Source organism: Oceanisphaera litoralis, from assembly GCF_016907015.1.
GTDB classification, from domain to species: Bacteria; Pseudomonadota; Gammaproteobacteria; order Enterobacterales; family Aeromonadaceae; genus Oceanimonas; species Oceanimonas litoralis.
The window spans coordinates 67435-82487 of record NZ_JAFBBE010000002.1 but is presented as its reverse complement, the minus strand read 5'-3'; the positions used below and the strand labels follow the sequence as shown (position 1 = coordinate 82487).

Annotated in this window: 13 protein-coding genes; 11 read left to right on the top strand and 2 right to left on the bottom strand. The window is 60.8% G+C overall.

Annotation, left to right across the window (positions count from 1 at the left end):
- Window positions 1-17: 17 nt before the first annotated feature.
- Both HNR62_RS01480 and HNR62_RS01475 read right to left on the bottom strand, forming a co-directional pair.
- Window positions 18-914 (bottom strand): hypothetical protein, encoded by an 897-nt coding sequence (locus tag HNR62_RS01480; RefSeq protein ID WP_204794325.1) that lies wholly within the window; start codon window positions 912-914, stop codon window positions 18-20.
- Between the two features lie 20 nt (window positions 915-934).
- A complete protein-coding gene (locus HNR62_RS01475) occupies window positions 935-1225 on the bottom strand; it encodes a hypothetical protein (RefSeq protein WP_204794324.1) in 291 nt (96 codons plus the stop codon).
- 275 nt (window positions 1226-1500) lie between these two features.
- Here HNR62_RS01475 and HNR62_RS01470 point away from each other — a divergent pair, with 275 nt between their 5' ends.
- From HNR62_RS01470 to HNR62_RS01420, 11 genes are all read left to right on the top strand, one after another.
- Complete coding sequence (locus tag HNR62_RS01470; RefSeq protein ID WP_204794323.1) at window positions 1501-2622, top strand: N4-gp56 family major capsid protein; 1122 nt, start codon at window positions 1501-1503, stop codon at window positions 2620-2622.
- A gap of 59 nt (window positions 2623-2681) precedes the next feature.
- Window positions 2682-2864, top strand: a complete 183-nt coding sequence (locus HNR62_RS01465) for an urease subunit beta (RefSeq protein WP_204794322.1) — start codon at window positions 2682-2684, stop codon at window positions 2862-2864.
- 6 nt (window positions 2865-2870) lie between these two features.
- Window positions 2871-3542 (top strand): phage adaptor protein, encoded by a 672-nt coding sequence (locus HNR62_RS01460; protein ID WP_204794321.1) that lies wholly within the window; start codon window positions 2871-2873, stop codon window positions 3540-3542.
- Window position 3543: 1 nt separating this feature from the next.
- Window positions 3544-4098, top strand: a complete 555-nt coding sequence (locus HNR62_RS01455) for a hypothetical protein (protein ID WP_204794320.1) — start codon at window positions 3544-3546, stop codon at window positions 4096-4098.
- Window positions 4085-4495, top strand: a complete 411-nt coding sequence (locus HNR62_RS01450; protein WP_204794319.1) for a hypothetical protein — start codon at window positions 4085-4087, stop codon at window positions 4493-4495. The genes HNR62_RS01455 and HNR62_RS01450 overlap by 14 nt, the downstream gene beginning before the upstream one ends.
- 2 nt (window positions 4496-4497) lie before the next feature.
- Window positions 4498-5130, top strand: a complete 633-nt coding sequence (locus HNR62_RS01445) for a hypothetical protein (RefSeq protein WP_204794318.1) — start codon at window positions 4498-4500, stop codon at window positions 5128-5130.
- Window positions 5131-5137: 7 nt separating this feature from the next.
- Window positions 5138-5452, top strand: coding sequence for a hypothetical protein (locus HNR62_RS01440; protein WP_204794317.1), 315 nt, complete (start codon window positions 5138-5140; stop codon window positions 5450-5452).
- Window positions 5453-5465: 13 nt separating this feature from the next.
- On the top strand, window positions 5466-5858 hold the full coding sequence (locus tag HNR62_RS01435; protein ID WP_204794316.1) for a hypothetical protein: 393 nt from the start codon (window positions 5466-5468) through the stop codon (window positions 5856-5858).
- Between the two features lie 3 nt (window positions 5859-5861).
- Entirely contained in the window at window positions 5862-6452 is a 591-nt protein-coding gene (locus HNR62_RS01430) for a hypothetical protein (protein ID WP_204794315.1), read from the top strand.
- Window positions 6453-6465: 13 nt separating this feature from the next.
- On the top strand, window positions 6466-8262 hold the full coding sequence (locus HNR62_RS01425; RefSeq protein WP_204794314.1) for a hypothetical protein: 1797 nt from the start codon (window positions 6466-6468) through the stop codon (window positions 8260-8262).
- Between the two features lie 74 nt (window positions 8263-8336).
- Window positions 8337-15026, top strand: coding sequence for a hypothetical protein (locus tag HNR62_RS01420; RefSeq protein WP_204794313.1), 6690 nt, complete (start codon window positions 8337-8339; stop codon window positions 15024-15026).
- Window positions 15027-15053: the final 27 nt, after the last annotated feature.

Here is a 15053-nt window from a genome sequence, read left to right as displayed (position 1 = left end):
CGCTTATCCGGTACGCTTTACATGGCGACGTAACCGCCGATGTTAACCATGACGCTCGCGCCGGTGGTGACACAGCTTATGTTCATCGCCGTGTTCACCGCCGCCGCCCGGCGTGGGGTGTTGAAAATGATACTGGCCGGTGTGTCCATGTTAGCCGGAGCGTTCCACTGCGCGATGACGGTGGCGTTGTCGATCAGTTGTAGCTGAGTCGCCACACCGTTCGTGTTCTGGAAGCTAATGTCCGTGACGTAGTTACGCAACGAAGCGGTCGCAGCCTTGGCCGCAAAGGTAGCGGAGGTGGTCAGGATACTCGTGTACTGCCAGGTCTGTTCCGGCAAGCCACCGACCACGGTCAGCAGTTGCCCGGAGGTGGTCATGGTGAAACGAGACACGTCGTTCGCTACCAATGTGGTATCGACGGCGGTGTTCACGCCGCCCGCCACAAATACCGGGTTACCGGATACGGCGGCTGAATGGGCTGCGGCGCCGGCCACCGGCTGGTTACCGGTTAGCTGGATGGCAGGTACGGGTTCACCGGCGTTACTACCACGCTGGAATCGCCAGGTGGCGGTACCACTGGTGTGAGCCGTGGCGCGAACCCGGAAGAAGTTAATCCCGTTCACCGAGGTGCGCCACGCATACGTCGGGGTGGCGGACAGGGTGCCGGTGGCGGTTTCGACGGTGTTGGCGTTGGTCCTGACCACCTGGAAGATGAACCAGGTACCGTCGGTACCGTCAGTCGAATCGAGGCTGCCCTCAAAGGTACTGTTATGACCGCTCAAAGACGTCGCGTTCATCATAACGGTCATGCTGGAGGCACGACGCACATCGACTGCTACGGTCTGCGCGTTGGCGGTGATGGTCCCGACTTTAGTTTCAAAAACCGGGGTATTACCCAGAGAGTTTACTGGCATAGCTTAATGCTCCGAAGTGGTTAGACACCATAGCCTTGGGACACAAACACTGTGCCTGCGATGGAGCCGTCCGGGCGTTTGAGGTACAGGTTCGCTGCCGAGGGAGGCCGGCTGATGGGCTGGGCTGCGTAAGGCGGGACTCTATAGCTGTCAACGTCCAAAGGATTGCTAAAGAATTCAATCAACAGGTCACTACTACCTCGGTTGTCGATCCAGACGGTAGACGCGGCGGCGATGGGGGTGTTGATGGCAACGTCATCCACTGACAGCATCACGGTACTGTGTTCGCGGGGACTGAAGGGAATACTCATTTCAAAGGCTCCTGCACTGGCATCCACCAACTGGTGGAAAACATACGAAATAGTACCTTAAACACCCCCACTTTACAGTATCACTGTATTCATTTTAAACAGTAACACTGCTATTATATTACCAATCGTACTGGCCCCCGTTATCCGGCCCCTGCCCGCTGTCAGGCTCTACCAGCGCCCCCGTGAGTTCCGCGTCAAGGAGCAAGGCATGAATAGGACTTTATCAACGTCCCCCCATGACTTGAATCTGGTGGGGCTTACAGAGGTAGCATCACATGGCAAAGACTAACTTCGCTGCTCTGACTGACGAGCAGAAACTGGTATGGAGCCGCGACCTGTGGCACCAGGCCCGCGAGAACTCTTTCATTACCCGTTTCATGGGTACTGGCAAGAATTCCCTGATCCAACGCATCACCGAGCTGACCAAAACCGAGCGCGGCGATAAGGCGATCATCACGCTGGTCCCCGACATTGAAGGTGATGGCGTAGTGGGCGATTACGATCTGGAGGGGAACGAAGAGGCCCTGAAAGCGTATGACGACCACATCCAGATCGACCAGCTCCGTCACGCGCACCGTACCACCGGCAAGATGGCCGACCAGCGCAGCATCGTGAACTTCCGTACCGAAGCCAAGGACCAACTGGCCTACTGGCTGGCAGACCGCATCGACCAGATGGCGTTCCTGACCATGGCCGGTATGGGTTACGGCGTGTACAACAACGGTAAGACCCGCCCCGTGAAAGCGGCCGGCCAGAACCTGAGTGACCTGGCGTTCGCCGCCGATGTTGCCGCACCGTCCTCCGAGCGCCATGTGCGCATCGCGGGTACCGGTCTGGAGCAGGGAGACACCTCGGTTATCACTGCGGCCGACAAGATTGGTTACCGCCACATCGTCCAGATGCAGGCCCTGGCCAAAGAGCGTTACATTCGCGGCGTTCGCGGTACCGGCGGTGCAGAAATGTACCACCTGTTCCTGAACCCTCTGGCCATGGCCCAGTTGAAACTGGACGCCGACTTCATCGCCAACTCCCGTCATGCGGGCGTTCGTGGTGAGAAGAACAGCCTGTGGGCGGGTGGCGACAGCTTCCAGATCGACGGCGTGATGGTGCATGAGTTCCGACATGTCCCGCACAACAAGCTGGCGGCGGCCAAGTGGGGCGCAGGCTCTAACGTGGCCGGTACCCGTGCGCTGTTCTGCGGTGCGCAGGCGCTGGGTGTCGCTGACCTGGGTTCCGGTGAGTGGTTCGAGAAAGAGTTCGACTACAACAACCAGAAGGGTATCAGCTACGGCAAGATCTTCGGTATGAAGAAGCCCCAGTTCAAGGGCGCCAAGGAATCTGCGGACGGCAACGTCAAGCAGGACTACGGCGTCATTGCAGTGGACTTCGCACTGTAAGGGCATAACCAAAGGGTGGTGATCACGGACCACCACCCTTTCATCATCGAGGATACACCATGAAGTTGACTAACCACCGCGAGACCGCATTCCGGGTGTCTACTCCCGCCGGTCACGTCGTATTATTTGGCCCTGGCGAAACCCGCGAGGTCCCCGAGGCATTGGCCGACGCCTGCGTTCAGGCCGGGCTGTCTCCGACTACTGCTACTGCCAAGGGCAGCCGCGCTTCTGCCAAGGAGTGATAGACCATGCCAGTCGGTACCATAACTGCCAATGATGTATTCAGAAGCGTTCGTGAATTGCTCGGGGACAAAGACCCTGGCGGTTTGCAATGGCTCGACGCCGAACTGGTGGACTGGCTCAACGAGGGCTGCCTGGAGATTACCCGGCTTCGCCCAGAAGCGAGTTCCGACACCGTAACAGCGGCATTAGCCGCAGGCACCCAACAGGCACTACCGACAGATGGCATGGTGATGTTGACGGTGGAGCACAATGGCGCCCCAGCCAATCCGGGCCGGGTATGCAAGATCATCCCGCGCAAGCAGTTGGACTCGGTGATGCCGGACTGGCACGGTCACACCCGTGATGCAGCGGTGACCTGGGTGATGGTTTCTGACGCCAACCCGCGCGTGTTCTGGGTATACCCCCCGAACACGGGTACCGGTCAGGTCACCTACACCTACACCAAGTACCCCGCCAAAATAGACCAGCTCACGGACAACGTGCCGCTGCCGGATACCTATAAGGCGGTGCTGGTTGATTACATCTGCTACCGGGCATACCAGAAGCAGTTGGAGAGTCAGGAAGCCAAGCAACGGGCCATAGACCACCGCCAGTTGTTCGAGGCGGCAGTAGGGGCAACCTCGGCCACGTTCAGTGAGCGCGGCGCCAATGCCCGTGCTCAGGCCGGGGGAGTCTGATATGTCCGTCCTGGCGGCCGTTGCGGGATTAACTCTCCCTTGGGTACCGGATGCCCTCGAAACCCTGCACGAAACGCAGAGCCGACTTGCGCTGTCCGAGTTCCTGCGGCAGTCATTGGTGTTGCGTCGTCGGCTGGTGCTCCCGGTATCGGATGCCGATCAGGTGACGCTGGGGTTGGTGGTACAGGGGTTATCCCCTGTCCGTCTGCTCTATGTGACCCTGGATGGACACCCGCAGGACCTGTCAGGTATGGCGTTGGAAGGAGACACCCTGTTGTTGCACGGCGTCACCTCCGGCGAATTGGTGGTCGAGGTCGCAGTGACCACCTCCCCCACCAAAGGCGACGTGGCGGAGGCCGAGCTTGAACCCTGGCTTGAACCTCTGATGCACGGGACCCTGGCCCGGCTGTTCGCGCTGCAACCTTACGAGTGGTACGACCCCAACCAGGCCAGCTTTCACCGCAGCGCCTTCTACGCAGGCATAGAACAGGCGCGGGCTGACGACTTGCGGCAGGCCAAGCGCCGCCCCCGGAGGGTACGGTATGCCGGGTTGTAGCGCGGCTACCCCGCAGCAGGCGTTACTGCTTCGTGAAGGGATACGTCGGGTACTTAACCGGATAGCACGGCACGATCCGACCTTTGACGTCGGGGCCGTGTTGCAGGGGTTAGATACCGGTGCGGCGGAGCTGATTCTGTCTACCGGCCCTACCGACCCGGTGTTCTTCCTGATGATAGGAACGGACGACTTCCCCGGTGCCTGGTATTGCGTGGCAGGTGGGGCATTCAACCGCAGCACGGCGGTGTTGCAGGACCAGTGGGATGCGCTGGCGGCCGAGGCGAAACTGCGCGGCTACCGCAGACTTATTTTTTCCAGTGCACGGCGCGGTTGGCAGAGTAAAGCTGGGAGCTTCGGGTTTCGCCCGCAAACCGTAGTGTATGGACGAGAGGTGTAACCATGGGTGGCGTAATAAAGAGTGTTGGTAAAGCCGTAGGCAGTATTTTCGGTGGCGGTGGCAGCAAGGTTAACGTCAGTACACCGGAAAGCGAGAAGGCCGGGGCCGAGTACAGTATCAAGATGGCCAACGCTGCGGGGGGTGTGCAGGGTAAGGTGTTCGGTAATTTCATCAAGGACACCCTACGTGAAACCGGACACCGTAAGGCAGGCAGCACCAGTGCTGAGCTGTCGCAAGTAGCCGCCGAGCATCAAAAATCTTATCAGGCCAACCCGATGGCCGTAGCGGAACGGACCTCGCGCCAAGGTGCCGACGCTACTCAGGCGGGGCTGCTGGCCAAGGGTACCGCGTATCTGACGGATACCAGTCGACAAGTGGCGGGTACCCGGTTTGGTACCGGCGCTGCGGCCAACACCCTGTCAGGACAAGCCCGCTTGGCGGAACTTGGCCACAACCAATGGCTACAGGATCAGAAGAAAAAAGCCGAGAAACAGCAGAAGACCATGAACATGCTCGGTGCCGTCGGCGGTGCCGGCTTGGGGATGCACCAGGATAACCAACAGGCTAAAGCAGCAGCCAACTTGTCGAGTCTTAAATCCGGCAACATGGACCTGTGGCAGTTCGGACAACAGTGAGGACGCTATGAAGCAATTACTTAACCCCCTGGCCCAGCTCGGCGGCCTCCCTCCAGTAGTGGGTGGAGCCGGCGGTTCACCGGATATTATGAATGCGTTGTCCGGCACCCTGTTTGGCAAGGCGTTCGGAGGTATCACCCCGCCCATATTCCAGTTGCTCGGCCTTATGGGCGGGAAGGCAGAGGGTAAAGGTGAGGTCGAGGACGAGGACGAGGAAGGCACCCCCACCAACAAACGGCGTCGTAAGGCTACCAGTGCCACCGAAACGGCGGCAGCGGAGGCTAACCACCGGTTTGATCTCGGTAAGTACCCGAAAGGCTGACGTGGAGTAATGTATGTTTGACCTCGCAAACACGGATATATTCAGACGCCTCAAGCGCCTTAACACCCGACCGGGTGACACTCTCCCGGAGACTGCAGGTTCGGGCAGTGCTAACACCGGTGTCGGTGGCCTATCCTCCTTGGCCAGCAAAAACGGTTTGTTTGCCCGTGCGCTGTCGGCGGCACAAAACCAAAAGGGCGGCCTGACCCCGGCCCCGAGAGACCTGTCGAAGATGCCGGGGATCTTCGGCAAGTTGTTTTCCAACCCGGCAATCCGGGAGCTATTGGAAAAGCAGCAGAATCCGGCTAAATCTACCCCGGTGGTACAACCGTCTCCTGTTCCGCCGCCCACTCCGGCCCAGTTCACCGGCTACGGGTGGGCCGAGGATCTTAGCAGGAAGGAGTAACCCATGAGCCTCTATACCTACAACTACACCCCGCTCAAGCCGGGGGGCAACCAGGAGCAGATGCTCAGTACCCTGTACAAAGGGCGCTGGCAGAACTTCGAGCAGAACTACAAACCGCTGCTGGATAACCTGGCGAAGGACGTTAACTCTCGAACGCTGGTACAGGAAGCCTCGAAGCAGATCGGCAAGTTGCCCGAGCAGTTGGCATCCATGAGCGCCCGCAACCAGTCCCGTTTCGCTGGCGGGTTGACGGCGGCGCAACGGCACCAGGTAACCCAGACACAGGATCGGTTGGGTGGATTGGCGGGGGCGTCGACACTGAACCAGGCCCGAGGGCTGCAGCGGCAGCGTAACGAATCCCTGTCTGGCGATCTGATGCAGATTTCCGAGGACATGATGACCAAGGGGACGGCCAACCTGACCCAGTTTGCGGCCAACGAACAGCAACGCCGGCAGATGGCGGCCGAGGCCAAGAGTAGCGGCCTGAGTCAGCTTCTATCTCTGGGTGGCGCCGTGGTCGGTGGTATCTTCGGCGGTCCCATGGGGGCCTCGGTTGGCGCATCCGCCGGCAGCATGGCCGGGTCCTTTTTCTGATTTGAGGTGACACATGGCAGAAGCTGCCGATTACTTTATCGCTGCCCTTGACCGGTTTGACCAGGCTAGGGAACGCCGCCACCAGCGTAAGTTGGAGCAGGAGCGCCACGACATATACATGCGGGACAGTAATGCCCGCTTCGACACGTTCCAGAAACAGCAGCAGGCCCAGACCTCGTTTGAGCAGGAGCTGACTGGCCTGATGCAGGACACCGCCGACCGCATCACCCCGCATGTGGGTGAGCTGAACGAGGTGCGGGGCAACACCGGCTTCGGGACCAAGTTCGCCTTCGTTCCGCAGGAAGACGGCTCTGTAATAATGGGTACAGTAGATGAATCTGGATCCGGCGTAGCTCCACTGACCGCCGACCCGAAGGACATGGCCTCTGCCCGCTTACATATCCCCGCCGACCGGGTGAAGGATACCGTGGGGCGGATGAACCAGGCGTTACGCGCCACCGAAGGGGACCCCGAGGCTCGCCGGCAGCTGATCCAGAACCAGTTCGGCCTGCTGCATGACGAGGGCGGCCGTACCATGTTCCAGGATGACCCGGAGGTGGTGGCCATGCAACAGGCATCGGAGCAGGAGCAGGTGGCGGCGGTGGGAGCACCCGGCCTGCAGCCCTCTGTCGCGGGAGCGGCGCCGGTGGCCAACCCACAAGCACCGGTTCGCCTCTCCCCCACCGGTCGTATCACTAACCCGAGTGAGGTAGCCAAAGACCCCGGTAGTATCGAAGCGGCGGCCAAGAGCGGTGCTGTGGTACCCACCGCTCAGGACCAGAAGCGGGCGGAGGAGCTGGAAGCCGACCCGAACAACATGGCCCGGTACCCTAAGCATACCCGCGTCCGACTGGCGGTATTGGGCCTCCGGGCGGGAATGTTCACTGCCGACCAGGCCATGAACATGGCGCAGACCGGGTATAGCAACATGAATGAACAGGATCTGCTCGACAAAGGTCTGGTTCGCCGTCGTGACCAGATTGATTACCTGACCAAGGTGGCCCAGTACAATGACCTCGGGCGTCAGATTTCACTCGACACCCGGTTGAAGGAAGCCCAGATCGCCTCCTCTTATGCCGGAGCTGCCGCTTCTGCTGCCCGAGGCCAGTATTACGCCAATGGGGGAGCCAAGGGAGGCAAACGCGGCAAACAGAGCTACGATGCCAACGGTCGGCCGGTGTTCGAGACCAAAGAATGGAAGGAAATGGACAACCGCACCAAGGTGTTAGTCGAAGATTCCCTACGCCCCCAGTACAAGACCGCCGACAAAAACGGCAAGGCGCAGTTTGAGGGCGACGTCTCGGCCGTGATGGCCTCATATCGCAACTGGGTGGGATCGGAGGTGGGTGTGGACCCGTCCTTTTACGAGGGTCACGCGGCAGGGGCTTATGTGCAGAACGCGGCGCAGGTGGCCCAACGGTTGATCAGGAACCCTAACGTCAACCTGAACGGTAACGAGTTTTCCTACGCCATGTTCACTACCCTGGCCAAGGTGCCACCGCAGCAGGAAGCCGAGTTCGTTAACCACGCCCTCGGCCCCGGTTTGCAGGCGTTCAACGAGAAGCGAACCGCCAGTGGCCAGTCGCCAATCTCGCTGGAGCACCTGGTGAATTTCGCCGTGTCCGATCCGAGTGGTACGCAGCAGTTTATCCGCGAGGAGCTGGACTGGGATATGGGAGAACAACGCTCGGCCTCGGTGGTGGATGCGGAACGGGCGGCGGCAGAACAGGCGGCGGCGGCGCAGGAGCAGGAGCTTAGAACGGCGGGTCCTAGCGGTATTCCGGCACGGGTAATGGACAGGATTCGCTGATCCACCGCGTACCTCTAAAACAGTGTTGCTGGTATAATACCAGTGACACTGTTTTTTATTTCTAGGGGTGCTGCATGAAGTGGACCGACATTATGGTCAACGGTGAGCAAAAGCAGGGCGACTTTTATGACGCCGACACCGTGTACATCGAAGATGAAAATGGCCGTAGTCGTCGGACCGACGAGAACGGCAATCCAGTGATGACCACTGGCCACCGTGAAGCGCACATCAACGCCCCTGAAATGAAGGGACTTGCCGGTGACTTGGCGGCGGTTGGCCGCGACGAGGCAGCCCGCTTAACGGCAAGCGTCGACCCCACCGACCGAACCGACCAGTACAGCCGATCCCTATCCGAATTCCGCAAAGCAGACGGCTCTTTGGTGTCTGCCGATCTGGCGCAGGCGGGTCTAACCCCGGCCACCAGCGACGAACCCGAAATCCAGGCGGCCCAGAACCTCGGCGTACTTCGCGCAGCCTTGGGGTTGGAGCGCACCGACGATCCCGAGCTGAACGCCGCCATTGACCATGCTCGCACTATCCCCCGCGACTTCGGTAGCACCTCACGCCCGATTGATGACCCTACCCGCAAGGGCAGCACTTGGGATCGGTCGTGGGACCGTGGCGTTGATAGCCTCGGCCTGGCCTGGGGTGGTCTGAAAGAGTACGTGGGTCAACAGAACGGCAACGAGGTGTTGCAAGCCGAAGGACAGGCCCAACGCGAACACAACCAGCGGTTGACCAACTTCAACCCGCAGCAGGCGACCTTGAAAGACGTCGTGGCAGGAAAGGCGGGGGTTGGCACTTTCATAACCGAAACGCTGGGTGAAGCGGCCCCCTCCCTGATCCCCGAACTGTTGGCCGCCCCCTTCACGGGTTTCGTCGGCGGTCGCGTGGCGACTGGACTGGCCAAAAAAGGGGCGCTGGAGCTGGCGGAACAGGCGGCAGCCGAGGCGGCCAAACGGTCCATGTACGGCCAGGTGGTCGGTGGAGCCGTCCCCGGCGCCTTGTCCGGCGGTGCTCAGGCCACGGGTGGGATGCAGGCGCGGCTGAAAGAAGCCGGCATAGATGACACCGGGTTGAAGCCCTTGCTGTCGGGCGTGGCGGGCGTGGCCATCGGTGCCGGTAGCGCCGCTATCCCCATCGTGTCGTTCCTGCGCTCGGCCGGTATTGATGACGCGGTACAGAAAACCGTGGGTGAGATAGCTAAGAATTCCATCCCGGCGGCACTCAAATCCGGTGTGGTGGGTGCTGGTCTGGAGTCAGGCTTCGGTGGGGTGCAGAACGCCATCGACCAGGGCATCCATATGAGCGCCGATGACGATTACGACTTTGACCTGTGGGAAACGCTGGACAGCATGGTGCGCGGTACCGTGACCGGTGGTGCGCTCGGCGCTGGGGGTAGCGTTGCCGGCTCCATGTACTCCGGCATGGCCACTACCCTACGCGAGTACAACGTCAACAAGCAGAACGCCGATGACCTGGCGGCCGAGCGGGACTTCATCGACCAAATCCGCAAAAAAGAAAGCCAACCCGAAGCCACTGACCCCGGCACCACTCCCGGACAGCAGACGGACCCGATCCTGGCGAGCATGGCGCGGCAGCAGTCCCCCGAAAAACCGACCTTGCAAGTGGGCGACAAGGTGGACCTTGGCCTGGCCGAGCGTACCGTAGCCGGTATGGGGACCCTGCATGCCATGGACCCGAAAGACGTCAGCGACCTGCCCCAATGGCGATTCCACGACGTTAGGCAAAAGCTGGTCGATGACAGCGGCAAGCTGCGCCCGATGAATGAAGTGGGTGCCTTGCTGGAACAGGGCGAATTGACAGCCAACGAGGTGGTGCAGTTCCTTACCGATTCGCTGGAAAGCCGCACCAGCACCGTGTATTCCGCTGTCGATGCCGACAAGGTGAACGCCCTGCTCAAAGAGCGGTTCGACGCCCTGCGTGAGGAACTGCGCACCTCGAACACCACCGAAGAAAGCGCCAAACAGAAGAAAGCCTTCTCCGAAGCCATGGCCGCGCTCAAGGGTGAGTATCGCAACACCAAGGGTAAGCTGCAGAAAGAGCGCTTCAATAAGGACTCCACTGCTACGTCGTCCGAGAACCGCGCCCTGCGTCGAGTGCTGGATGCCTACGGTAAAGAGACCGGAGATGTGTGGGGAGAGATGGGCCGTAATCTGGACTGGAAGGCCACCTACCATGATGCCCTCGAGCAGCAGACCCGCCCCCAGCATGACGTGCTGAATGACCCTACCCGCGATCTGACTGGCCCCGAACAGTCGGTAGACGGTCCCACGCCCGAGACCGTGATCAAGGCGCAGGAGGCCGAGGCGGCTGAGAAGCTGGCGTTGGACCAAACCGAGGATAACATTGACCTGGGGGATCCGGTGGCCCTGGGTCGCCTGATGGTGGACCGCGGCGATAGTGTCCTCAGCCAGATCGAGACCCGCCTTGAACTGGAGAGTAACCCGCAGACACTGCTCACGCAGATGCAAAAGGCGGTGGGACTGGTGATAAGCAAGTACGACCCCGATTTCTACGGCGCCGGGGTAAACCCCATCGAGCAGATGCGCGGTTTTATCAAGTCCCGTATGGGTGAGGTGAACCAGTTGCCAGCCGACCAGCGGGATGCGGCACTGGAAACCCTGTATACGGAAATCGAGGGGTATACCAAGGCGATATTGGGTCGAACCTACCGACAGATGAACAAAATCATCGACACACAGGTGCGAAACCAGAACGCCCGAGACATGGAGCTGCAGGACGTCGCCGCCGGTGACGCCGATCAGGCCGGCTTTGCCGAGGTCAATAGCGAGACCGGCGAGGAGCGTTCCGTTGGTGACGTGCACGGCTTCACCGAACTGGACGACAGCAGCGATATTGACCTGGCTGACCTCAGCCCTCAAGAGCGCCGTGGGTTTGCCGAACGTCATGTGTCCTATGTCCGTACCGTGTTCAAGCAACTGGCCGAACAGGGCGACTTGGGTGACCTTGGCCCTTTGCAGGCTCGCGTGGAGCAGGAGCTGGCCGAACAGTACGGTGTAGCCCCGACTGAACTGTCCCCTGTTCCCCGTCCGGTGCAACCGAGGTACGACGGTGCGGTTGAGCGGGCCGCCAGTGTCGATATGAATGTCCCGGCAGCTCTTGCCGCCGGCAGCGCGGATATTGACGCGGCAACGAGCGCCCTGAAACGGGTCAGCGCCGGTGCATCCGCCGCCAACCGCAAGGCCCCGGTACGCCTGTCTCGCGGTCAGGTGGAGAGCGTTACCCCCGACGTAACGGGTAAGGGTACCCGCTCCGATCTGGATGGTCGCAGTCTGAAACCGGCAGAGGCCGAGCGACTGAAACAGTTCGTGGCGGCGGGAGAGCTGGACAAAGCAGTGGGCCTGCTGCGTGGTATTGGCGCCGTCCCTGAGTCCGTGGGGGTGGATGGTCGCGCCGGTAAGGTTCGCCGTAGGTTACTGGATCGTGCGGCGGTCAAGGGCCGCAAGTGGACCAGTGCCACAGAAAACGCCCACCTTCGCGGTCTGGTCAAGGGTCGCGACGGTGAGACAACCAACCTCACGCTGGACGCCACCAAGCTGACCGAACACGGTCTGCGTGATATGCAGCTGATCGACGAAGAAGGTAATTACACTTGGGGCGAGCAGCAGCGCAAGGGGACCAGCGCCAAAGGCAAGCACCAGGACAAGGGCCAATACTGGTACGAGGATGACCACCAACTGACCATAGCGCGAGCCTTTGCCAGCGGGTTGGCGGAATCATTGCGTACCGATGGCAAACGTGTCTTTACCCCGGACAGCCTGGACCCTGACAGTTCGTTGGTGGTATGGCGCAGCCCGGACAACCCGGACGCTACCCTGACCTGGGGTGACGTCAAACCCAAGCTGCTGCGGTACTTCCGTGATGAATCCACCCTCGATGTGGACACCACCACCAGCATTGATGCGCTCAAATGGGAGAAATCCCGATTGGAGCAGCAGCTTGGTATGCTTCCAGCTACACCCAAGCCGCGTGTTCGCCCGGACTCCGATGCGTATGCGAGTCTGATGACTACCCTGCCTTCACTACAGGCCGATGCCCGTGGGCGACTGGACAAGGTAAAGGACCGGTTGGCTGAGCTGGAAGAACAACGGGATGCCGACATTGCCGGGTTGCGTGAGGTAGAGGACGCTGACGGTGAGAAAACCTTCGCCGACACCACGCCGATCACCGACCACCGCGGTCGAACCACAGGTGAGCTTACCCCTGACGTCGAACGGGATAACAGTGACTATGGCGAACTGGCGATGGAAGCCGACACCAATGACGACCGGGCGTTTGCCGACCGTGACCGTGGCCGCCAGCGGGTAACCGAATCGGCCAGCTATACCGGTCGGAAGCGGCAGAAGAAAGGGGCATTGAAAGTCCGACCCAAGAAGAACCGGGTCGAACAGGACGCCGATCGTTCCCGCCTGGAAGCGGAGCTTAGCACTGCACGGGCCGACGCCAAGGCGCTGACCGACCAGTATTACGGCAGCACCGAGTTCAAAAAGGTGTCCCGTAAACTGGACCGCCTGTACGCATCCCTTCGTCGCCGCCAGGACAAGAACCTGCCCAAACAGCCGCGCACCGAGGGTACCATTGCTGACGCCAATGCCGAGCTGCTGACAATCATTGAAAAGCTGGGTGCCGACAAGGCAGCACAGGCTGCTGTGCAACGGGTGCGGGATCTGGAACAGCAGTTGGCTACCCTGGCCAGCCGCCAACAGCCGGTGAATCGCCCCGCCTGGCTGCCGGCCGAGTTGGGCAAGGTGGACATAAGCAAGCCGATGACACCGGCCATGGAGAAAGCCAACGCTGGACGCCTGAGCAAGCGCACGACCGAGCGCAACGGCACCTGGCACCATTCGGGAGTCCCCCGCGCTCTGCATGGGATCGCCAATACCCTGTACCGGACGGCCCACGACCGTCTACACCGCATGTCGCCCTGGCTGGCCCGTACTCTGTCAGCCCCTGTTGGCAAGGATACCGAGGGTCGCACCTTCACTATGGGGTGGCGGATCAAGACCAACGAATGGATGGGTGAACTGGGCAAGCTGGGTCTGGACAACGACGGGCTGCAGCGAGCCTATGAAAAGCTGCAGGATGGCAAAGAGCACGGTGCGGGAGCCAAGGCAATGCGCGACTTGCTCACTCGCCTGGGTGATTATGTGCGCGAGGTTGACCCGACCTTCGACAAAGACACCTTGCCGGTAGTGTGGAATCTGGATCGGGTACTGGATAAACCGGGTGAGCTGCGTGAAGTGCTGCGTGACGCCAAGGTGGGTGACCCCGACGCACTGATCAAGAGCCTGCATCAGTCGCGGGGCGTGTCCGGGTTCACCGTGTTCGATGATGGTGAGACCCCCAAGACCATTCTCGGTGTTCGCCGCGATCAGGAACGACTGAAAGCCGCGCTGCCCCGCCTGCGGGAGCTGGGTTTCCTCAAGAATGACGCCCCGGAAATCCTCACCGGTCTGATCGACAGTGCCACCCGCTATGCCGAGTGGGGCCGTCGCTTCGGTGTGGTTCAACAGGTGGGTGACAAGCAGGTGTTCGATGCCTCGGCCGTTTACAACGCTCTGATGAACGAAACCTTGTCCGAGTCCGACCGGGCCGAGGTTCGCAGCATTACACGGGGCATCACCCGCTCTAACACTCACACGATCCCGCGATGGGTACGGGTGGCTAACAGCGGGTTCTTCGCGGCAACTGCATTGCGCTACTTGTTGTTCAGTGGTGTGGCGTCTATACCCGAGCTGGCCATTGCCCCGTTGCGAGGCCGCCAAGGTGTAGTGGGGTCGGTCATCGCGTTGAACAAGCACCTCGCCCGTGCTGCCGTCACCGACCGCAAAGGTACCCGGCAGTTGGCCGAGACCCTGGGGGTCATTGGTAACCAGGTGGTGCGTCACAGCTTGCAACAGTTGATGATGATGGACGAGCTGACCGTGGGCAAGACCGTGAGCCGGGCATCCGACACCTTCTTCAAGGTCAATGGCCAGCACAAGATCACCGAGTTGACCCGTATGGTGTCGATGCTGGAGGCGCAGGACTTCCTGCACCACCACGCGGAAAGGGCGCTGGCCGGCGACAAGACCTCGGCCCGGTACCTGAAAGAGCTGCACGTTGACCCGGAGCAGGCGTTGGCCGGTCGCACCGATCACAACCCGCAGTGGAAGGATGCGGTGCACCAGTTCGTGGAGCAGAGTATCGCCAACCCGGAAGCCGGGGCCATGCCCGCATGGATGAACGACCCGCGCTTTGCGGTGTTCGCCAGCCTCAAAAAGTTCGTGTTCGGTTTGTTCGACCGGGTCCACCGCTCCGCCTACCATGAAGTCAAAGCGGGTAAGATGGCCCCGGCCATGGCCTCCATCGCCGGTTTCACCGTGGTGGCGTCGGCGCTTGGTGCGCTGGCTGAAACCATCAGGGAGGAGCTGAAATACCCTAGCCTGCTCGGCGTCAAGCGTCCGGGTGGCGAAAAACCCTGGGAAGAAAAAGCCCTCCGGGTGTTCTCGGCTACCGGCTTGCAGGCCCACTGGCAACTGGCGGCGGGTCCTCGTTCGGCCTCCGACTACGGCGGCAACATGGTACTGGCGGCGTTGAACCCGACGCTCGACTGGCTGTGGTCCGACATGGCTGACCCCAAGAAGGGGTGGGAGGCCAAGGCGGCTGACACGGTGCCGGTAGCGACCCAGCTACCGTGGGCCGAAGGGGCCATTCGCGATCTTCTGACCTCCGACTGACTACCCTAAAACAAGTGTTACTGGTAA